We start from the raw sequence: 21,020 nt of genomic DNA on the forward strand, positions 1-21,020 counted from the left end.
TACCTAGGCGAATACCTAGTAATCACATAATCGACTCATTTACAAAGAAATGAGGGTGTCACAAAAGTGACGAAACGAGCCGGTTTTGGCCGTTCAAGGAGCCTCAGGCTCGCGCTTCATGTACTTCAGTACCGCTTCCGTACGCGTTCGCACGTGGAGCTTCCGGTAGATATTGCCCAAGTGGAAGCTGACGGTTTCCATCCGCACGCCGAGCTCGTGGGCGATCTCCTTGTAGAGATAGCCCTTGGCCAGCAGGTCGAGCGTTTCCTTTTCCCGCTGCGTGAGGTGGTAGTCTTCGCTCGGTTCCGCGACCGGCAACTGGACGGGCAGTTGGAAGTGCTGCACCACCTTGCGGGCGATGCCGCTCGACATCGGTGAACCGCCGGCAACGACATCATCCAGCGACTCCAGCAGCTTGGCGTCGATATCGCGCTTCAGCACGTAGCCGGAGGCACCGGCGGCGAGCGCTTCGAAGACGCGGTCGGCGTCCTCGAACACGGTGACCATGAGGAATTGCGTATTCGGGCACAGCGGCTTGATCTTGCGGAGGAGCTGGATGCCGGAGAGGCCGGGCAACTGGATGTCCATCACACAGGCTTCGGGAGCGTCCTTCTGCAGGCCTTCCAGTGCGGTTTCCGCGCGGCCGTAGCAGCCGGTCACGGTCCACTTGTCCGAAGCGGACAGTGTTTCGCGGAAGGACTCGCGCAAAAGCGAGTCGTCTTCAACGATGGCGATGGTGCGCTTGGCCGAACTCATGCCTTCGGCAATGCCGGAACTTTGGGGAGCTGGCAACGGAAGATCGCGCGGGTGCCCTCTCCAGGCGTCGATTCGATGACACAAGTGCCACCGAGCTCGGCGAAACGGGCAGCGAGATTCGTCAGGCCATTGCCCTCCTGTGGAATCGAGGGATCGAAGCCCAGGCCATTGTCCGAGATCTCCGCGAATAGCACGCCGTGATCGAGCAGGCGCAGCATGAAGGTGGCCTCGCATGGCCCTGCGTGCTTGAGGATATTGTGCAGCGCTTCCTTCACCCCGAGCGCGAAGTGATGGCGGAAATCCGAGCGCAAGGTCACCGGCGGAAGATTGTCCGCGATGTCGATCCGCAGCCGAACCGGACTATCGCGGAAGATTTCCTGGGCGACTGCGGAGAGGTGGGTGGCGAGGTGATCGAGTGTGTCATTCGACGGATTTACCGCCCATACGAGGCCGTCCATCGCGGTGACGAGGTCGCGGGCCGCGGATTCGAGCCGCACGACCTGCTGGCGTGCCCTTTCCGGATCGCCATCGATGGCACGCCGCACGAAGGAAGCGGCGAGATTCAGCACGGTGACGCGGGTACCGAGGTCATCGTGCATGTCGCGGGCGATGCGGGCGCGGTCGCGTTCCACCGCGTGCTGGAGCTTGATGGCGGAGAGCCGGTGACGGGCCCGGCGGCGATAGGCGGCGAAGAAAAGCAAAGCGGTGGCCAGCACGCCGGCGGCGACCGCGAGCGGGGCGAACCATTCGCGCTCCCAGATGGGGCGCTCGATCTTGATCGGGAAAGCGAGGCTTGCCGTGGCCGGTTGCGGCTCGGATCCCACGGCGATCGCTTGGAAGGCATACTCGCCGGGCGGCACATTCAGGTAGCTCGCCCGCAGCGAAGCTCCGGGAATCACGTTGAAGGCTTCCTTCCAGCTCAGCAGGAAGGTCTCGCCTCCGGCGGCCGGCTTCACCCCGAGCTCGCGGGTGGAAGTCCACTGCGCGTAGCGTTTCTGCTCGGCATCCACCAAGCCCAGCGAGGGGCCGCGCATTTGCATCACGCGTGCGATCGCCGGCTCGGTGCCGTGCCGCTGCCAATGCAGCGGGACGCCGCCGAGTTGGTTCATCCGCTCGCCTTGCTGGAAACCGCCGTCTTCCCAAAGGTTGGTCTGTGGTGCGGACGACCGCGCCAGCGCGAGGTCGTCGATCACCCAGATGCCGGTGGTATCGTCGGTGCCGGATGAGATGGTGACGTGGACTTTTCTCGTGCCCTCCGGAATGAAGAGCGGCTCGGTGCGCTGCACCATCGGCGAACTCAGGGCATCGATCTGCCAGCCGATGCTCGAGCCCGTGGTGGCGAAAACCCGCTGCGTGAGCAGGGCGTCTCCGGCGCCCAGCATCCGCCACTCCATGGTCATGCCGCGCGCGGCTGGGTGCCACTCGTCGCCAAGCCCCTCGAGACGGCAGCGCACCGCCAGCGGATCGGCATTCACGCCGGGCAAGAACTTGAAATCGAAATCCAGCCGGTGGAGTCCAGGGCCGAGCACCAGCGGCTGGCCTGCTGGCGGCAAGACCGCCGGCTGCTCGCCAACCTGCACCTGCTCCAGCATCATTCCCAAGGGAGGTCCTTGCGGCGGCGCGCGGCGCAGGAGTTCGTCCAAGCGGTTTTTTTCCTCCTCGTCGACAAAGCAGAAGTCGTAGGGAGCGCGGGCGATGCTGCTGATGCGGACTTCATCGATCAGTCCGGGGAAGAATTCCTTGGGTGCATTGCTGCCCTGGCGGTTGCCAGTGTTGCCGATGGCGAAGTCCGCGAGCTGCCGGCCGAGGTCCGCGGTCAGGGTTCCTTGGCCGATCATGTTGGCGGTCTCGTTCCCTTCGCCCAGCTTGGTCCAGTAGAGCTTCAGGTTATTCACCGCCGACTCACGGCCGTCGTACACGACGGCGGCGTGGAACCAGTCCGTGGTGTTCACCGCGTGCGGGCCATCCTTTGGCAAGGTCGCCAAACCTCCCCCGCGGACGTCGCTCCCCGTGATCGGCAGGAAGCACAGGAAACCCGGCTTTTCGACCCGGAAAATGAAGACCCGGTTCGCCGTCACTTCGTCGTCCATGCTGACGATGTCGAGCGCCAGACCGGGGGAGTCCGCAGGCATCACATCGAACTTCACCAGCGCCTCGATCGTGAAGGCCCCGTCGTGTCCCATGATCGGGAAGGGCGGATCGACATTGTCCTTCGGCCCGCTGTCCAACTCCGGCTTGGCCAGCAGGATCGGCCCGTACTCACGGTCTCCTTCCGGCAGGGGCTGGAAGGAAATCGCCGCACCGAAGCCCGGGTAGGGCGGTTGGCTGGCCCTGGCGCCATTGAGCAGGCCTAGCAGCGGCGACGGGCTGACCCCGTCGTCCTTGAAGGGAGGACCGGCCTCGTCGAGGTGCCACAGGTGCAGTGTGTGCTCGTCCGATTCATAGGGTTGGATGGTTGGTGCGCCGAGGACCGCCGCCACCATTCCCACTGCCACCATGACTTGAAGCACCCACATCTCCCGCCAACAGAAACGCCTCCCGTGCGCGTTGCAAGCTGCGAACATTGAACACCTTGCCTTTCGAGTGGTCCTAACCATTAGATCCCCCTTTACCGCGCCTCCCCCCCGAGATGACCGGACGACTGACATTCGATGCCCCAAGCTTCCTTTATTGTGCCTGCCATTCTGGCGGGTGGCCTTCTTTTCGGGTGGATCATTGCGCGCTGGCTGGAGAGACACTTTGATCGCAGCCGCGGTGCCAGCTCCGAGGAGCTGCTGGACGAGTTGGAGACCGCCTGCACGCCCCGCCGCAGTTTCGAAGTCCGCGTTCGTCCGGATCTCTTGAAGCCCTTTCTTTCCTGTGTGGCGGATGAGGTCGACAGCGGCTTCAGCCCGCGCCATGCCCGTCACCTGCTAGGACGCATCCTGTCACTCCGCGACCATGTCGTCCGTCACACCTGGTATGCGGTGAAGGTGAATGGCATCCGCACCAACCTCGACCTGCAATGGTCGCGCGATCCGGATGGCCGGATCCGGCTGCTGGTGCTGGCCGTGCCGAAGATCATCCGAGCGTTGAAAAAACAGGCCAAGGTGCCGGTTCCGGCAGCTCCCGCGCTGGCGCAGCGCGACACGGTGATCGAGGCGAGCCCGGTGCAATCTCCGGCTGGCAGTTGACCGCGCTCCTGCGTTGACGGGGCATGCGAGCGTTTCCATGGTCATAGGTCATGGCTTCCATTGCGTTCACGCAGCACCTCCAGACGCACGTCGATGCGCCCCGCTCGGACGTCTCCAGTGGAACCGTGCGGGACGCACTGGAGGAAGTCCTGGCCGAGAACCCGCGGCTGCGTGGGTATGTGCTCGATGATGCGGGTGCGGTGCGGAAGCACATCGCCGTCTTTCTCGACGGCGAGTCGGTGAAGGACCGCACCGGTCTGAGCGACCCGCTGCCGCCCGGCGGTGAGATTTTCGTCATGCAGGCCCTGTCCGGGGGCTGACGTTCCATTCGTTGAAAGGAAAACGCGCTTTCTTATGAAACCCCGCATCCACGTCGGCACCCGCAAGGGCCTCTTCGCCTTCGAGAAAACGAATGGCCACTGGACTCCGGCCGGGGAATGGTTCCTCGGTATCCAGGTGCCGATGCTCCTTCACGATCGCCGGGACGGTCTGCTGCATGCGGCCGTGGAGCATGGGCACTTCGGGACCAAGATGCACCGGTCTGCCGACGGTGGTGCGACGTGGGAGGAGACCGCGGGCGTGGTCTATCCGCCGAAGCCGGACGATGCGCCGGAGATTCGGGACGGTTTTCGCAACGTAGTGGTCCCATGGTCGCTGGAAAAGGTCTGGTCGCTGGAATCCGGCGGCTCCGATCAGCCGGGCTTGCTGTGGTGTGGCACCATTCCCGGCGGGCTATTCCGCTCCACCGACAGTGGCGGGACGTGGGAGCTGGTGCGCAGCCTGTGGGATCGTCCCGAGCGGGCCCACTGGGCTGGCGGTGGCTATGATTTCCCGGGCATTCACTCGATTTGTGTCGATCCACGCGACTCGCGGAAGGTGGCGGTCGCCATTTCCTGTGGTGGCGTCTGGCTGACGACCGATGGCGGCGAAACCTGGGAGCAGGGTGCTGATGGCATGACCTACGATTTCCTCCCGGCCGAGCAGGGGGGAGCCGCGCCCGATGGGCAGGATCCGCATCGCATGGTGATGTGCCAGGACGCGCCCGATCGCTGCTGGGTGCAGCATCATTGCAGCATCTACCGCTCGGATAGAGCTGGCCATGGCTGGGAAGAGATTTCCGGTGTGAAGCCGTCCGGCTTTGGCTTCGCCGTCGCCGTGCATCCGAAGGATCCCGACACGGCGTGGTTCGTGCCTGCGCGGAAGGATGAGTTCCGCTACCCGGTCGATGGGGAATTCGTCGTCACCCGCACGCGCGACGGTGGCAAATCCTTCGAAGTCCTGAGCAAGGGGCTGCCGCCCGCGCCGTGCTACGATCTGGTCTATCGCCACGGCCTCGACATTGACGACAGCGGCGACCGGCTGGTGATGGGTTCGACGACCGGCGCGCTATGGGTCAGTGAGGATCAGGGCGACTCGTGGGAGCTGCTGAGCGCCCACCTGCCGCCGGTTTACTGCGTGCGCTTCGCCTGAGGCCCGCCATCTGCTAGAGTGAGGCATGCCAGACGATCTCCGCTTCATGCGCCGCGCCATCGAACTCGCCCGGATCGGGATGAATTCGGGGGCGGGTGGTCCTTTCGGTGCGGTGGTGGTGAAGGACGGCGAGATCGTCGGTGAGGGTCACAATCGCGTGGTCGCCACCAACGACCCGACCGCCCATGGCGAGGTCGTCGCCATCCGCGATGCGTGTGCCCGTCTCGGCACCTTCAGCCTGGCTGGCTGCGAAATCCACACTACGGGCGAGCCCTGTCCGATGTGCCTCGGCGCGATCCATTGGGCACGCATCGGCAGGATCTACTATGGGTTTAGTATTTCCGACGCCGCGACGATCGGCTTCGATGACCGGGAATTCTACCGGCAGTTTTCGCTGCCGCCGGACGAGCGGGATGTGCCGATCGCCGAGTCGCCCGGGCAGGAAGCGAAGGTGTTACTGGCCGAGTATCTGTCCCTGCCGGACCGGGTGGCCTACTGAGAAGCAGGGCTCTCGCCGAAGTGTTTCGCCGAGAGCCACAAAATTGGCAGACAAGCAGACCGCCAATCAAATGCGGCGTCGGCGCAACAGCCCCACGCCAGCAAGCGCGCCCAGAAGGGCGGTGGATGGCTCGGGAACGGCTGCCAGACCGCTGAATGTCAGACCCGGCGTGCTGCCAACCGAGCCCAGGAAAGTGCCGACACCGGTGGTGAGATCGATGGAGTAAAAGTTCGTGACTCCGCTGGCATTGGCCAAGGCGTATCCAGTGTTCGTCAGGTCGATGTCAAAGCCGCTGCCGGTGGGGGTGAAGCCCAAGCCAAACGCGCTGACCGCCACGCCGTTACCGAACGATCCCGTAGGTGTGGTGTGCGAATTGAGGAAACCATCGGACGAAAGCGTATACAGAATCGTGGAGGGAGGATTGTTGCCCGGGTTCGTATAGGCCGCAGCCACGACGCTGACGCCCGGACGGGCGACCGCGGACGAACTGGTAAATGAGAACCCACCATCGACCGTTACGGCACCGGGACTTGTCACCGTCTGTGGAGCCGAGGCGAAATCCGGTTGAAGACGGTAGTTGTTGGCACCGCCATTGGAGATTACCCGGACCCGGTCGGCAGCTGGATTGAAGTCGAAGGTGGTGACGGCGCCGGTGATCGGATTGGTATTTGGCGTCCAACCGCCGGAACTCGCCCCGGTCGCGAGATTGATTTGGGATCCGGCGCCGCTGCCGCTGATGGCGTAGAGCGCGCCGTTTGCCCCATAAATATCGACGTCAACGTAGCCCGAAGCGGCACCAGATGCACCGACTTGGGTTACCGTTCCGGGAGTTGCGGAATCGAAGGAGTAGAAGCTGTTATTGCTGCCGATCGTGTAGATTGTGACAGCGTCGGCCGACGAGGCTAACAATCCGGAAGCGATCACTGGGAGGAGGAAGAAGGAGCGAGGGGTCATGGTGGTTTTTTGGAGGATATGAATTCGCACGGCGGAGGCCCGCATCGCGAGGCCCCTTCTGGAAGGCAACGCGCGTCGATTCATTCCGGATGCGTGAAAAATCGCACTCGTGAGCCATTGCGCCCAATCGATGGGTACGGCACGGCCCGAATAGTTGGTCGACGGGGGCCTTGCTGAAAGAAGGCCGTCCTCCGTTATGAGGCGGTCAGAACAGCCCGAAGAACCACTTCCGTTTGGCGGTGCGCTTGTAGCTGCCGTCGCCGACGGAGAGGACTTTCACCTCCACTTCGGCGAGTCCCTGGTCCCGGAAGCCGATCTTCTTCGCGGCTCGCGGTGAGAGGTCAATGATGCGGTCGCCGATGAAGGGGCCGCGGTCATTGACGCGGCACTTCACGGACTTGCCGTTCTGGAGATTGGTCACCTGCACCATGCAGGGCAGGGGCAGGGTCTTGTGCGCGGCGATCAGATGCCAAGGCATGACCTTTTCCCCGAGCGAGGTCTGGCCGCGCTTGAGGCCGAAGAAGCTGGACTCATTGTACCACGAGGCCGTGCCGGTCTCGGTGTGGTGGAGCGCCTCGTCCACGCCCATCGGCTGATATGTCTGTCCGCGGACGTGGTAGGACTTGGTCTGGTAGCCCTTGTAGTTGCCGCTCGGATAGGCGCAGGAGGCCAGCAGTAGAAACGGAAAAAGCCGGAGAAGCACCCAGCGGCCCGCATTCGGGCCGGCCTCAGATGAACTCCGGCGTGAGAAAGCGGGCATTATTTGTCGCGCTCGCGGATCATCGGGAGGGTGCGGGCGACCTGCTCCTTCATTTCCTTGCCGGGCTTGAACTTGACCACGGCGCGGGCGGGGATCGGCACGTCCTTGTCCGGATCCTTCGGGTTGCGGCCGATCTTGGCCTTGGTTTCCTTCACTTGGAAGGCGCCGAAATTCCGCATCACGACGGTGTCGCCGTTGGAGAGGGAATCGGTGATGGAATCAAGGGTCTTTTGGATCACGTCAAACACCTGCTGCTGGGTGAGGCCGGTTTCGTTGGAGATTTTGATGACGAGCTCGCGTTTGGTGATGGTAGCCATGGCTTTACGGGTGAAGTGGTGTTGCGTGCGGCGGGGGGATTGGACACCACAGAGCGCGGTCTTTGTCCCGCGAAAAAAACGCTAAAGTTCATGCGGAATCCGTGCCAGCGCCGTTTGAATCACCGGTGACCGCTGACGTAGTCTTGAAATGCAGCTTTGCAACCTTGCCAAGCGCTTCGATTCCATGTTTGGCGACGACCTGTTTGGCGGCCTCGATTACCGCCGTGGAGGCCCCCAGCGGTAGCACGATTCCACCAGCGGATGAGCTTTTGTCGATCCACTCGACGAAGCGCTCACGGGCGAGAATCGACGCTGCAGCAACGGCAATGTCCGATTCTCCCTTGGTCCGCTGGTCGAGCTGGAGTGTGATATTCTGCTGCTTCAAGGCGCGGAGCAGGACGTCGGGCCGGGCGAACTGGTCGCTGAGGGCGCGAGGACATTTGGGCCGCTGGTCTGCAAGATTTGCAATCACCTTGGCATGACCCCAGGCGAGGAGGCGGTTGAGGTTGCCAAAGGAGCGGAACATCTCGTTGTAGCGCTCCGGGCCGATGGCCACGACGGAGGTCGCGACGCCGGGAACCTGGCGGATCTTTTCAGCCAGGTCGCGGATGCGTTTAGCGCTGGAGATGCGTTTCGAATCCATCACCCCGGCGGTCATCAGCGCGCGGGCGACCGTGGCATCGGTATAGACGCCAGCGATGACCAGCGGGCCGAAGTAGTCGCCCTTGCCGCTTTCATCGATGCCGAAGTGCGGCGCGAACATTTCGGGATCGAGCTCTTCCTCGTAGCCGAGCTTGGCCTCGCCGAGCACCTCGGGTTCGAGGATGAAGCGGATGAAGTCCTCGGTGTCCTTGCCCTGCACCAGCACCTTCGGGCCCTTTTCGTAGACGGAGACGTTCAGCTTGCCCTTCTTGGCGGCATACAGAGTGTAGGGTTTGGCCTCGAAGTCGTAACCGCGCTCTTCCAGCACCTCCTTCAGCCGGGCGGCTTGGGCGGTGGTGAGCGGGGCGGTGTGCGAGGTCAGGGACACGGAAGACAGGGAATCGCGGCGGTGGCGAATTGGCCAAGATTTTTCCTTAAACCCGGCTCCCGGCTTCGACATCTCCTCGGTGCTGGCTGCGAAAAAACGCGGCCGATACCTCCCCAGCGACCTTCCCCGGGCCCCGTCCGTTTTTCCAGCGGACGGGGCCTCGCATTTCCGGGCCTCAGGTCAGGCGAAGATTTCTTTTACCACCCGCGAGGGCTTGGTGACGTTCGAGAGGCGCTGGTCGAGGCCTTGAAAGGGGTAGGTCAGCTTCTTGTGGTCGAAGCCCAGCAGCGTCATCAGCGTGGCGTGGAAGTCGTGGGCGCTGACCTTGTCGACGATCGACTCGTAGCCGACGGGATCGGTCTCGCCGTAGGAGAAGCCGCGCTTCACGCCGCCGCCGGCGCACCAGAGGGTGAAGGCGCCGGTGTGGTGGTCTCGGCCGACGAAGGGCATCTCGACTCCACCGCGATTCTCGCGCATCGGGGTGCGGCCGAATTCGCCGCTCCAGATGACCAGCGTTTCTTCTAACAGCCCGCGCTGCTTGAGGTCCTTCAGCAGGGCGGCGACCGGTTGGTCGATCTGGTTGCACTTGTCGACGAAGCCTTGCTTGAGGTCGGTGCCCTTGTCGGTGCCGTGCGAGTCCCAGCCCCAGTCGAAGAGCTGGATGAAGCGGACGCCGCGCTCGGCGAGGCGACGGGCGAGGAGGCAGTTGTTCGCGAAGGATTCCTGGCCCGGCCGGGTGCCGTAGAGCTTGTGAACGGCTTCCGGCTCCTGCTTCAGGTCGAAGGCTTCCGCGGCGTGGATTTGCATGCGGAAGGCCATTTCGTACTGCGCGATGCGGGTGACCGTCTCGGGATCGCCGAAGTCGGTGGCCACGCGCTGGTTGAGATCATTGAGCGCGTCGAGCGTGCGGCGGCGCAGCGCCTGGGAGACGCCGTCGGGATTTTGCAGGTAGAGCACCGGCTCTCCTTGGGAGCGGCACTGCACGCCTTGGTAGACGCTGGGCAAATAGCCTGCGCCCCATACCGATTTGCCGGCGTCCGGGTTCTTGCCACCGGAGGTGAGGACGATGAAGCCGGGCAGGTTCGAGTTCTCCGAGCCGAGGCCGTAGGTCGCCCAAGCACCCTCGGACGGCGAGCCGGGGATCTGGCTGCCGGTGTGCATCAGGAGCTGGGCCGGACCGTGGTTGAACTGGTCCGTATACATCGACTTGATGAAGCAGACCTCGTCGATCACTTGCTCGAACTGCGGCATGCGGTCGGAGATCCACTGGCCGCTCTGGCCTGCCTGGTGGAAGGGAAACTGCGAGCCGAGCATCTTCGGGACGCCTTGGATGAAGGCGAACTGCTTGCCTTCGAGGAACTCCTTGGGGCACTCCTTGCCATCGAGCTTGGCGAGCTCGGGCTTGTAGTCGAAAAGTTCGAGCTGGCTCGGCGAGCCGGCCATGTGGAGGTAGATGATCCGCTTCGCCTTTGGCGCGAAGTGGGAAAGGTCCGGCTGCAAGGGATTGGCCGGGTCCTTTTTCAGCGCCGCTCCAAATGCTTGGGAGCCGAGCCACATCCCTCCGAGGCCAACCGAGCAATTTTGCAGGAAATGACGGCGGGTCAGGTGCCGGGCGCGATCAATGTGCAGTTGTTGGAAAACGTTCATCGGGTCAGGGCGATGTCGGAGTTGAGCAGCGTGTTTGCGACGAGCACGAGTGCTGCTTCATCCGGTGTAGGTGCGAGCTTGGCGGACTCCGCGGGAGATTTCTCGTAGTCCGCCCTGGCGTCGGCGTGGAGCTTCGCGAGCGTGGCGACAACAGGTGGAGGTGCGTCTTGAAGCGTCAGCATCTTGTAGCCCCGGGCGAGACGCTCTTCGACATTTGCGCCTTCCATCCGCTTCGCGAAGGCCTGCGCGAGTTCGATGTAGGCGGGGTCGTTCAGAGTCACCAATGCCTGCAATGGGGTATTGGTGGAAATGCGGCGGGCGGAGCAGACGTCGCGAGTCGGTGCGTCGAAGGTGAGGAAGGCGGGATAGCCGCTGGTTCGTTTCGAGTAGGTGTAGAGGGCGCGGCGGTAGCGATCCTCGCCTTGGGAGGTGTCCCACTTGGCACCGCTATAAACGGACTTCCACACGCCTTCCGGCTGGGGCGGATAGACGGGCTTGCCGAATTGCTTGTGCGAGAGCAGGCCGGAGACGAGCAGCGCTTGGTCGCGGACCATCTCGGCGGAGAGCCGTTGGCGGGGGCCACGGGAGGCGAGCTGGTTTTTTGGGTCGCGTTGCAGCGCTTCGGGGGTGGCTTTCGACGACTGCCGGTACGATGCGGATAGTACCAGCTCTCGCAGGAAAGGCTTGAGGTGCCAGTGATGTTGATCTCGCAAGCGCAGTGCAAGGTGATCGAGCAAGGGCTGGTCTGCGGGTGGCAAGCCGGAGCTGCCGAAGTCTTCCTGTGTTTCCACAATGCCGATGCCGAACAGCTCGGCCCACAGTCGATTTGCCAGCACGCGGGCTGCCAGAGGGTTTTCCGGTCCGGTGAGCCAGGTGGCGACATCGAGGCGCGTCAGGCGGCCGTCTTTCTTCGGCCCGCCAGTGAGCGCGGGGATGGCCGGCTGGACGGACTTCTCCTTGGTCATGCGGTTGCCGCGGATGAAGACGCGGGTGTCGCGAGTGGCATCCGGCAGGCGTTCCTGCATCACCGGGATCATGGTGCCTTGGATGGCATTGTAAGACTGCTTGAGCTGGCCGTGGGCGATCCAAGCGGAGGCCCGCTCGGGGCTCATCACGAAGTTGGTGAGCCGCTCATCGGGCGATACGGCGAGGCGGAATTTCCGCATCACGCAGCCCTGAGTCTCATTGCAGGTGACGCCGTGCTTGAGGCGGATCTCAAACTTCGAGTCGGGTGGTGAATCCTCGACCTTCTCCGCCACGAACCATCCGGTTCGCGGGCTGCGGAGCACGGGATAGTCGCCGAAGCCGCCGCCGCCTTGAACCACGCCATTGGGATCGAGCGGGCCGGCGATGAAGTCGCTGACAACTTCCTTCAGCTTCACCGGTTGGCGTGTGCCGTCTGGCAAGATGCGATCGATTTCCAGCTTGGTGACCACCGCGCCGAATTCGCTCCATTTCGCCGGGTCATCGCTCATCGGCAGGATGTCCAGCCGCAGCACGCCGAGCCGCGAAGCAGGCACGGTCACGGTGAAAACGGTGGCGGTGGGGTTGGTCCCGCCGGCGAGGAAAACACCATCAGGCTGCTGCTCCAGCTTGCCGGTGTCGGCCGATGCTGCGGCGGAGTCTGCTTTCACCGTCTGCCAGCCGGTGGTCTCCTTCGCGAGCGCGAGCGCCGCTTCGTTGAGCTCCTCGCGGTTGGTGCGGATATCCTTTTCCAAGCGCTGGGCATCCGCCTGCTGGGCGGGATCGTTGGCGGCCTTCGACTTGGGAAACTCGTTGTTCAGGTCGCTGTCCTCGCTGTTATCGAAGAAGGCCATGAACTTGTAGTAATCGTCATGGGGGAAGGGGTCGTAGGGGTGGGAGTGGCACTGGATGCAGCCGAAGGTGGTGGCATTCCACGCCGTCCAGGTTGTGTTCACGCGGTCCATCACCGCAGCGGTCCGATACTCTTCGTCGTCGGTGCCGCCTTCGGTATTGTTCTGCGTATTGCGGTGAAACGCGGAGGCGATGAGGTCGCCGGGCTCGGGATTCTCTAACAAATCGCCCGCGAGCTGTTTGCGTGTGAACTCATCGAAGGGCATGTCCGCATTCAGCGCGCGGATGACCCAGTCGCGGAACGGCCAGATATCGCGGTGCGGATCTTTCTCAAAGCCAGTGGTGTCGGAGTAGCGCGCAAGATCGAGCCACATCGCCGCCCAGCGCTCGCCGAACTGAGGTGACGCGAGCAGAAGGTCCACCGCGGCTTCCATCGCTGCCTGTGGATTGACGGCTACGCCTTTCTGGAAGGCATCCCACTCCTCGAGTGTCGGCGGCAGGCCGGTGAGATCGAGCGTCACGCGGCGAAACCACTCGGCCGGCGGAGCCTCGGGCATCGGGGAAAGCTTTTCCGCCTCCAGCTTGGCGAGCACGTGGCGGTCGAGATCCGTCTTCGGCCACGCCGCGTTTTTCACGGCAGGGACCGGCGGCTCGACGGGCTTCTGAAAGGACCAGTGCTCGCCCCACTTCGCGCCCTCTTTGATCCATCGTTCTAACAATGCCACCTGCTGCGGTTCCAGCGGGTGCGGATGCTCCTTGGGCGGTGGCATCCGTTCGTCGGGGTCGCTGCTCTTGACCCGGTGCATGAGTTCCGATGCTGCGGGGTCGCCAGGGACCACGATGGTCTTGCCGGACTTGCCCTGGCCGAGCGCTTCTTCCCGGTAGATGAAGGAGGTCTCGCCCGCCTGCTTCACCCCGCCATGGCAGGTGGTGCAGTTCTTGGTGAGGATCGGCCGGATATCGCGGTTGAAATCCACGGGCTCTTCCGCGCTAACCCGAGAGGGGGTGATCTGGAGCAGGAGTAAGGAAACGAGGAAGCGCGACATGGTGCAGGTCGGGGCAGGGAATTCTTGCCTCCCTCGCACGGGTTACTGACGGATTTGGTAATAAATGAAATGAAAAATGAGAAATGGAGCCAAGTGGTGGTGTGGCCATTTCATGCGACGGGCTCCAACGCCCTCTCTTCCCTCGCGCGGGCAGCATGATTCCAAGAAAAACGGCCGGAACCCCGAGGGTTCCGGCCGTTGAGTAAACCTTTTACGGGGGCCAGATCAGAGACCGGCGCTGCTCTTTTCCTCTTCCGTCTTCTTTTCCTTTTCGGCGGTGCGGGCGTTGAGCTCCTCAACCGTCTTGCGGAGGGTGTCGATCTCCGTCGACTTCGCAACGATCTGCTGCTTGAGCTCGTCGCGGTTGGTCACGGCGGAGGCGAGTTCACCCTTCACCGAAGCCAGCTCCTTTTGAAGGGTGGCTTGGGTGTCTTCCGCGCGCTTGCGGGAAACGTTGGCTTCGCGGATCGCAGCGGTGGCGAGTTCGGTCTGTTCCTTGGCGGCTTTGATCTCGGCAGCGAGTGGTGCAACCGTGCCACGGAGTTGGGCGGCTTCCTTCTGAAGCTGTGCCAGGCTGTCGCGGGTCGCGGTGAGTTCGCTCCGGGAGTCGTCGCGTTCCTTGGTCACGGCGGCGGTGGCTTGCTTGAGTCCGTTCGCTTCATTCTGGATCGCTGCGACGGTTTTTTCCCGTTCGTCCAGCTTCGCGGCGAGTTCGGTGCGCTCGCGGATGGCCTTGGCGAGCTCCTCTGTCTTGGCCTTCGCGTCGGCAGTGAGCTTCGTGAAGGTTTCCTTGAGGCTGGTGAGGGCGCTTTCGCTGGTGCTGAGCTTTTGCTTGGTGCTGGCGTGGGCCTTGGCTTCCTCTTCACCGCGCTTGGCGAGATCCGCATTGGCGGTCTTCAGCGCTTCCGCCTCTTTCTTCAGCGCGACGCGCTCGGCCGGGGCCTGGAGTTCGCCGCGAACCTCGGCGAGGTCGCTCTTGAGCGTGGAGAATTCTTTCAGAGCCGTGCCCATCTCATCGCGGAAGGTCGCGAGCTTCGCATAGGCTTCCTCACCGGCGCCGAGCTTCTTCTCGAGCACGCCAGCCTTGTCTTTCCAGCGGGCGATTTCCTCGGTGGTGGAGCCGACTTGCTGCTTGAGGCCGGCAAGCTGCTGTTCCAGTTGCTGCTTTGCCTCGCGCAGGGCGGTGGCTTCGGTGCGAGCGGCATCGCGCTGGGCGGCCGTATCCGCGGTTTCCTTGCGGACGTCGCGGATCGTCTGGTTGGCGTTTTCGAGATTCTTCTGAGCGCCAGCGAGAGCTTCGGCATCGGAAACGGCGGCGGTGGGGGCCGGGGCGGCGGGCTGCGCGGGAGTGGACGCGGTGTCCTGCGCTCGGGCGAGCGGACTGGCGAACACCGCGAGGGTGAACCAGATGGGTGCAGTAGTGAGTTTCATGATTTGAAGGATCAGTCGCGGGAAGGCAGGTCCCCGCAAACCTTGGCCTCTATGTAATCAACAAATTGCGGCATTCAATCAAGTTTCATACTAAATATGCCTAAAGTGATTTTTTGCTGCATCATGCACGGAGGCGGAGATGCGCCTTTTGATGGAAAAGAAGGGCCATCTCGCACCCCCTCATTCCCGGAATCCATTCGCCCGCCTTGGCTCGCTTTCACCGCAAGCCGGGATCGGAAAACAATTCGTCACCCGTCCAGCAGATCCGGCCGGTTTTGCCGGGTCCGCTCCAAGGCCTTCTCCTTCTTCCACGCCGTGATCTTCGCGTGGTGGCCGGAGATCAGGACGTCCGGCACCTTCATGCCGCGGAAATCGATGGGGCGGGTGTAGGCCGGAGCCTCCAGCAAGCCGGGATCGGAAAAGGATTCGTCCTGGTGGGAGCGTTCGTCGCCCAAGGCACCGGGGAGCAAGCGCACGATGGCATCCGTCACGACCGCGGCGGCGATGGCACCATTGGTGAGCACGTAGTCGCCGATCGACAGTTCGAGATCGACGAGCGCCTCGATGACCCGGTGATCGACGCCCTCGTAGTGGCCGCAGAGCAGGATGAGGTGCTTTTCGTCCGACAGCTCCTTCGCGATGGCCTGCTTGAAGACCGTTCCCTGCGGAGTCATCAGGATGACCTTCGACTCCGGCGTGCGCAGTTCTTCGATCGCGGTGAAGATCGGGCCGGGCATCATGAGCATGCCTTGGCCGCCACCGCAGAGGGTATCGTCGGTGCGCTTGTGCTTGTCGGTGGACCAGTCGCGGATGTTATGCGCGCGGATTTCCACCAGCCCGGCGTCCTGCGCGCGGCGGATGATGCTCTCGCCCAGCGGGGCGAGGGCGATCTCGGGGAAGAGGGTGAGTATGTCGATGCGCATTCGGTTCTTTGGGTCGATAGCAGGCCCAAAAACAAAACCGCCTGCCTAGGGCAGTTCAACAGAGAAGAGGTTTGGGGACGGAGCTGGTGCCACAAACTCTCCCACCTGCGAACGATTTTGACTACAGACCCGTACTGTGAGTCTGCTCCACTCCTTGGGAAGTTCGACAATGCCGTCTTGATCTGGATCCTTCCTGGTGCCGTCAGGGCCAAGCAAGTAGACGTTGGTCATTGGAACTCGCATGCGCACGAGCCGCACGAGAATCCGTGGTTGTAGAGGAGCTGTTCCAGGTCGCGGCCTAAAATAAATGTATACGGCCCACGCGAGGGCAACAGCTGCAATGATTGTTCCGAGAGTTGTGGCATCTAGCAGGGGAGTGAGGGCGAGGGTTTTCATGAAGGGACGTGGTTCGAGGGAAGTCGTAGGGGTGAACAACAATCGTCATCGAGGCGTCCGGAGCGGGTGGAGTTACGGATTCAGGTGCGGGTTCAGGTGGCCGCGGTGGGTGCCGCGGTGAAGGAGGAGATTCCACGGAACATGCGTTCCAAGTTGGAAAGCTGGTGTTCACCGGTTTCGGTAACTTCGTAGGCCTTCGGGCTGCCGAGTTGCTTCCCGGCGCTGGTCAGCAATGGTTTGCCGTTTTTCTCGTTCGTCATCTTCGTGAGGATGTCGGAGACGTTGGGCTTGGAGCCGAGCTTCTCGACGAACACGGCTCCGATTTCGGCCACGGTAATGAATGCTTCTGGCTTTTCGTGGCGGAGGATCCCGATGGTCAGCAGCACCTGATCTGGGTGAGTCAAGGTCTTCGCTCCATGACGGAGCATCGCCTCCGCCCAGTAGGGGGGCGCGTCGCTTGAGGGGGCTGCTGTTGTGGGGACGGAGGTGCTTGCCGGAATCCGCAAGTGGACTTCGTTCTCGAAGAGCTCTCTCAAGGTGGGATCTTCCACCAGACTCCACGCTACCAGCAGGCAGCTTGTGGCTTCGGAGAGTGTAACCGTGGGGAGGTTCGTGCCGCCCTTGCTGCGTTGATACGCCATCGTGTCAGCAAGCCCGCGAATCTGCTCAAGCGGCAGATCACGAAGCTGAGCCAAGAGGTTGGTGTACCAAGCGAGCATTTTGAAAATTCTGAGGGGTGAATTGTGGTCGCGGCGCTCGACGGCGCGATATATGGGCAATCAAAAAGTATCTTTCAATATTTTTCCTGAGATGAAGGGAAATGATTTTGCAACCAATGCTTTAAATGGAAATGGGAAGCGGGTAATGGCAGGATTCCTCGAATCAAAAATAGAAAACGATAGTCAGCGACCAATGGCTTTGCGGAGGCCTGGTGCTGTTCCACAAATTTCGGTTTGGCATGATCCTGAAGTCCCTCCGGTGGCGAAGAATCGTGAAGGCTTCATGGGCGAGTAGTCTCGATCGCAAGGCGGCTTGAAGCACGGGGCGGTGCGCTATTCCGAGCGTAGGAAAGAAACGGACGAGAAGGCATTGCCCAAGCCTTTCGTGGGGGCTCTAGCCTCAGCGGTCTTCCTCATGTCTCGACTCTCCGAGGAGGTCGGCAAGGTGAAGGTGCTCGATAGGGCGGGCGTTCTCGTCGCAAGACTTTGTCGGAGAACACTTCGCCTCCGAAATCTCAATCCAGCGTCTTTTCTCAACTGGCCGAATTCTGGAAGCCCGCTTCCACTAGTGATTCGCCAAGAGCGCGATCAGCAGGATCACGGCGATCACCAGCAGCGTGACGAAGAAGATCTTCCAGGCGCTGAGCGGGAAGCGGGCGTGGGCGGTGCCGGTGACGGCATTGACGGCTCCCTGCCAGGTCTTGCCGCGGTACTGGTAGGCGAGCAGCCAGATGGGGACGAGGATGTGCTTGAAGGTCTTGTCGGAGAACTCGGGGTAGATCTGGAGATTCCGATACGTGTCGCCGGGCACCTCGTGGCCGCACATTTCGCGCAGCATGCCCTCCATGGTGCCAAAGCCGAGGCGGGCGGCATCCATCAACGGAATCTGGTAGTGTTCGACCTGCCAGCCGGAGACGTAGCGGGTCTCGTAGGGTACGAGATCCTTCGTGGGAAAGGGCTCCAGCTTCTGAAGTAGCTCGGTATCGAGGCCACGGGAGCCGGAGATGACGATGTCATCGAACCATGTGGAGACATGGCCGCTGGCCGGCCGCCATTTGGTGCGGCGCTCTTGGCGGGTGACGGTGCGGCCTTCGGAGTCGCGGCTTTGGACGGTGACCCAGTAGTAGGTGCCGCTCTCCGCAGTCCACGGGCATTCGGCGGAGGAGTCGAAGGTCCAGTAGGGGAGATAGACGCGGTTGATCCGGTCGATCAGGTTGCGGCGCTTGAGGTCATTCGGCGCAAACCAGCGTGCGGCGAGGAAGGCCTTGAGCGCGTGGTAAGCAGTCTCCTTTGAAATGGCGGCGGGCAGCAGCGATTCCGGCGAGATCGGGCTGTGGATGTCGTTGTAGTCGAGCAGTTCGGGCGAGCCGCAGAAGTCGCAGTGCTGCGCGACGGTGTCGGCACTGCGGACGAGCACGGCGTGGCAGTTGTTGCACTGCACGCGGCGGGTGGCGGTGTCGACATTGACCGCCTTGTCGCCGAGGCGCGAAATCGCCTCATCGAGATCGTGCTCGACGATGGTGCCGGGCATCGGCGGCGGGCCCTCACGGGGGAAACGCGTGCCGCAAAACGGGCACACGAGTTCCTTCTTCCCCGGATCCCACTCGGCCTTGCCGCCGCACTCGGGGCAGACGTGGCGCTCAAGCGACCGTACTTCCGCAGCGACCCCGCGCTGCCCGGGCAGCGGGGGTGGGATGCGTTTCTTCGGCAGCTCGAGCGGCGGGGCGTCCTCGTCCGGCGGTGCCGGTGGGTCAACGGGCTCCATGGCAGTGCACGGGAATGCGGCAGGGTGCCGCAGCCACGCTAGTGAGCGAGGAAGGCGTCAAGCGCGGCGCGGGTGACGCGGTAGCTGGAGCCGATCTTCTTCGCGGGCAGGTTACCGGACTCGATCTCGGTCATGACGTCCGCCTCGGAGACACCGAGCATGCGGGCGACACTGGCAGGATCGAGGATATCAGGATTGGCCTGGACTGGAGCGGCGGAAGCGGCAGCGGGTGCGCCGGGCATCGGCGGCGGAGAGCCACCGCCGGTGAGTCCACCTTGCTGCATGAGTTCCTTCGCGACGGCAAATCCGACGGCGAGTTCGCTGGCAGTGCCGGCAGCACCACCACCGCCACCGGCGGCCATGCCCTGTCCCATCTGGTACTTCACGTAGTCGTTGAGATTGCCGATGGCCGACATGGCGGAGCGCTTGTCGATGGCCTCCTCGACTTCTGGCGGAACGCTGACGTTCTCGACGATGAAGGAGGACACCTCGATGCCGTATTTGGCGGAAATGACCGGATTGATCAGCGGCAGCAGCGCCTCACCGAGGTCGGTGTAGCGGGTGGCGACGTCGAAGACCGGGACGTGCGCATTTGCCAATGCGTCGGAGAAGATGCTGACGACGCGCGAGCGCATGGTGTCCGCGAATTCATCGACGCGGAAGTCATGGTCGGAGCCGGCGACTTCCTTGAGGAAGGTCTGCACGTTCGTCACCTTGAAGTCATAGGTCCCGTAGGCGCGGGCGCGGACGACGCCGAGGTCGGCATCGCGCAGCATGATGGGATTGGCAGTGCCCCACTTGTTGCCGGTGAAGAGGCGGGTATTGACGAAATAGACGTCCGCCTTGAAGGGCGATTGGAAGCCGTACTTCCAGCCCTTGATACGGGTGAGCACCGGGATGTTGTCCGTGGTCAGCGTGTGCTTGCCGGGACCGAAGGTATCGCCGAACTGGCCGAGGTAGAGGAACTGCGCGACCTGGCTTTCCCTAACAATCAGCTGGGCGCCGTTCTTGATCGCCTTGTCGTCGTCGGGGTAGCGCCAGGCGATGGTGTCCCGTGAGTCGTCCTGCCACTCGATGATTTCGAGCAGCTCGCCTTTGATGAAGTCCATGAGTCCCATATGCGTGGAAGGGGTAGATTGACCCCTGAAGGCTGAATGGCCCCGCGCGGCCCATCAATGAGAAATCGGGGGCGATTTTCGTAACCGCACGTAGAAAGAAAAAGCCCGGCTCCCTCGCGGGAACCGGGCTCTTTGGAATCGTTTGCGTTCTCGATTAGTTCGAGGACGAGATCAGGCTGGCCTGGGTGGCGCCCTTCTTGAGCTTCTTGGCCTTGAGCCAGCTCATGGTGGCGCGGAGCTTTTCACCGGTCTTCTCGATCGGGTGATTGGCTTCTTCCTTGCGGATCTTGTTGAAGCGCGGGTAGCCGTTCTTGTATTCGGCGATCCAGTCCTTGGCGAACTTGCCGTTCTCAATGTCCTTGAGCTGCTTCTGCATCCGCTTCTTGACGGAGGCGTCGATGATCTTCGGTCCGACGGAAACATCGCCCCACTCGGCAGTTTCGGAGATGGAGAAGCGCATGCCGGCGAGGCCTTGCTCGTTCATCAGGTCGACGATGAGCTTCAGTTCGTGGAGGCACTCGAAGTAGGCCATTTCCGGCTGATAACCGGCTTCGACCAACGTTTCGAAACCGGCCTTCACGAGGGCGGAAGCGCCGCCGCAAAGGACGCACTGCTCGCCGAAGAGGTCGGTGACGGTTTCCTCGCGGAAGTCGGTTTCAAAGACACCGGCACGGGTGCAGCCGACGCCACGGGCCCAGGCGAGAGCCTTTTCCTTGGCCTTGCCGGTAGCATCCTGGTGGATGGCGATCAGGCCGGGGACGCCCTTGCCGGCGACGAACTGGGAGCGGACGGTGTGGCCCGGGCCCTTCGGCGCGACGAGGATGACGTCGATGTCTTTTGGCAGCTTGAGGCCACCGAACATCACGGCGAAACCGTGGGAGAAGAGAATGGTCTTACCGGCCTTGAGGTTCGGCGCGATGTCCTTTTCGTAGACGCCCGGGATGACAGTGTCCGGGACGGCGACGAAGATCACGTCGGCAGCCTTCACGGCTTCGGCGGTGTCCATGACCTCGAAGCCGAGCTTCTTGGCGACTTCGCGGGACTTGGACTTCTTGTAGAGGCCGATGACGACCTTGCAGCCGCTGTCCTTGAGGTTGAGAGCGTGGGCGTGGCCCTGGGAACCGAAGCCGATGACGGCCAGGGTCTTTTTCTTGAGCGGCGTGAGCGACGCGTCCTTGTTCGTATAGATCTTCGCGGCCAT

Annotated in this window: 18 protein-coding genes and 1 pseudogene; 5 read left to right on the forward strand and 14 right to left on the reverse strand. The window is 62.6% G+C overall.

Annotated elements, in window-relative coordinates:
- Positions 1–93: 93 nt before the first annotated feature.
- Together WKV53_RS22920 and WKV53_RS22925 are read right to left on the reverse strand one after the other, a co-directional pair.
- Positions 94–756: a response regulator transcription factor gene (locus WKV53_RS22920; protein WP_341407150.1), complete on the reverse strand. Its 663-nt coding sequence runs from the start codon at positions 754–756 to the stop codon at positions 94–96.
- Complete coding sequence (locus WKV53_RS22925) at positions 753–3,272, reverse strand: histidine kinase (protein WP_341407151.1); 2,520 nt, start codon at positions 3,270–3,272, stop codon at positions 753–755. The genes WKV53_RS22920 and WKV53_RS22925 overlap by 4 nt, the downstream gene beginning before the upstream one ends.
- Positions 3,273–3,428: 156 nt before the next feature.
- Here WKV53_RS22925 and WKV53_RS22930 point away from each other — a divergent pair, with 156 nt between their 5' ends.
- The 4 genes from WKV53_RS22930 to WKV53_RS22945 are packed head-to-tail and all read left to right on the forward strand — an operon-like array spanning position 3,429 to position 5,898.
- The gene (locus WKV53_RS22930; RefSeq protein ID WP_341407152.1) at positions 3,429–3,929 is read left to right on the forward strand and encodes a hypothetical protein; all 501 of its coding nucleotides are present in this window, start codon (positions 3,429–3,431) and stop codon (positions 3,927–3,929) included.
- Positions 3,930–3,979: 50 nt separating this feature from the next.
- The gene (locus WKV53_RS22935) at positions 3,980–4,249 is read left to right on the forward strand and encodes a MoaD/ThiS family protein (RefSeq protein ID WP_341407153.1); all 270 of its coding nucleotides are present in this window, start codon (positions 3,980–3,982) and stop codon (positions 4,247–4,249) included.
- Between the two features lie 34 nt (positions 4,250–4,283).
- Positions 4,284–5,399 (forward strand): beta propeller repeat protein, encoded by a 1,116-nt coding sequence (locus tag WKV53_RS22940; RefSeq protein WP_341407154.1) that lies wholly within the window; start codon positions 4,284–4,286, stop codon positions 5,397–5,399.
- Positions 5,400–5,424: 25 nt separating this feature from the next.
- A complete protein-coding gene (locus WKV53_RS22945; RefSeq protein WP_341407155.1) occupies positions 5,425–5,898 on the forward strand; it encodes a nucleoside deaminase in 474 nt (157 codons plus the stop codon).
- Positions 5,899–5,964: 66 nt separating this feature from the next.
- On the opposite strand, the gene WKV53_RS22950 is transcribed toward WKV53_RS22945, so the two are convergent.
- The 9 genes and pseudogenes from WKV53_RS22950 to WKV53_RS22990 form a co-directional block, all read right to left on the reverse strand.
- Entirely contained in the window at positions 5,965–6,852 is an 888-nt protein-coding gene (locus tag WKV53_RS22950) for a DUF4394 domain-containing protein (protein ID WP_341407156.1), read from the reverse strand.
- A 205-nt stretch (positions 6,853–7,057) separates the two neighbouring features.
- Positions 7,058–7,555: a septal ring lytic transglycosylase RlpA family protein gene (locus WKV53_RS22955; protein WP_341407157.1), complete on the reverse strand. Its 498-nt coding sequence runs from the start codon at positions 7,553–7,555 to the stop codon at positions 7,058–7,060.
- A 56-nt stretch (positions 7,556–7,611) separates the two neighbouring features.
- Positions 7,612–7,938, reverse strand: a pseudogene (locus WKV53_RS22960) (HU family DNA-binding protein); the annotation flags it as partial.
- A gap of 79 nt (positions 7,939–8,017) precedes the next feature.
- Positions 8,018–8,959 carry a ribonuclease HIII gene (gene rnhC / locus WKV53_RS22965; protein ID WP_341407158.1) on the reverse strand — a complete coding sequence of 314 codons (942 nt, stop codon included), beginning with the start codon at positions 8,957–8,959 and terminating at the stop codon, positions 8,018–8,020.
- 180 nt (positions 8,960–9,139) lie between these two features.
- A complete protein-coding gene (locus tag WKV53_RS22970) occupies positions 9,140–10,606 on the reverse strand; it encodes a DUF1501 domain-containing protein (RefSeq protein ID WP_341407159.1) in 1,467 nt (488 codons plus the stop codon).
- A complete protein-coding gene (locus WKV53_RS22975; protein WP_341407160.1) occupies positions 10,603–13,467 on the reverse strand; it encodes a PSD1 and planctomycete cytochrome C domain-containing protein in 2,865 nt (954 codons plus the stop codon). Before WKV53_RS22975 ends, WKV53_RS22970 begins: the two co-directional genes overlap by 4 nt.
- 225 nt (positions 13,468–13,692) lie before the next feature.
- Positions 13,693–14,898 carry a coiled-coil domain-containing protein gene (locus WKV53_RS22980; protein WP_341407161.1) on the reverse strand — a complete coding sequence of 402 codons (1,206 nt, stop codon included), beginning with the start codon at positions 14,896–14,898 and terminating at the stop codon, positions 13,693–13,695.
- Between the two features lie 248 nt (positions 14,899–15,146).
- Positions 15,147–15,821 carry a tRNA (guanosine(37)-N1)-methyltransferase TrmD gene (gene trmD, locus WKV53_RS22985; RefSeq protein ID WP_341407162.1) on the reverse strand — a complete coding sequence of 225 codons (675 nt, stop codon included), beginning with the start codon at positions 15,819–15,821 and terminating at the stop codon, positions 15,147–15,149.
- 488 nt (positions 15,822–16,309) lie between these two features.
- On the reverse strand, positions 16,310–16,936 hold the full coding sequence (locus WKV53_RS22990; RefSeq protein WP_341407163.1) for a hypothetical protein: 627 nt from the start codon (positions 16,934–16,936) through the stop codon (positions 16,310–16,312).
- 1 nt (position 16,937) lies between these two features.
- Here WKV53_RS22990 and WKV53_RS22995 point away from each other — a divergent pair, with 1 nt between their 5' ends.
- Positions 16,938–17,231, forward strand: a complete 294-nt coding sequence (locus WKV53_RS22995; RefSeq protein WP_341407164.1) for a hypothetical protein — start codon at positions 16,938–16,940, stop codon at positions 17,229–17,231.
- Between the two features lie 270 nt (positions 17,232–17,501).
- On the opposite strand, the gene WKV53_RS23000 is transcribed toward WKV53_RS22995, so the two are convergent.
- The 3 genes from WKV53_RS23000 to ilvC form a co-directional block, all read right to left on the reverse strand.
- Positions 17,502–18,701: a Trm112 family protein gene (locus WKV53_RS23000; RefSeq protein ID WP_341407165.1), complete on the reverse strand. Its 1,200-nt coding sequence runs from the start codon at positions 18,699–18,701 to the stop codon at positions 17,502–17,504.
- 38 nt (positions 18,702–18,739) lie between these two features.
- Entirely contained in the window at positions 18,740–19,819 is a 1,080-nt protein-coding gene (locus WKV53_RS23005; RefSeq protein ID WP_345789674.1) for an SPFH domain-containing protein, read from the reverse strand.
- 154 nt (positions 19,820–19,973) lie between these two features.
- Positions 19,974–21,020, reverse strand: a complete 1,047-nt coding sequence (ilvC, locus tag WKV53_RS23010) for a ketol-acid reductoisomerase (RefSeq protein ID WP_341407167.1) — start codon at positions 21,018–21,020, stop codon at positions 19,974–19,976.

Origin of the sequence: Luteolibacter sp. Y139, from assembly GCF_038066715.1 — a bacterium.
In the GTDB taxonomy this organism is placed as follows: domain Bacteria; phylum Verrucomicrobiota; class Verrucomicrobiia; order Verrucomicrobiales; family Akkermansiaceae; genus Haloferula; species Haloferula soli.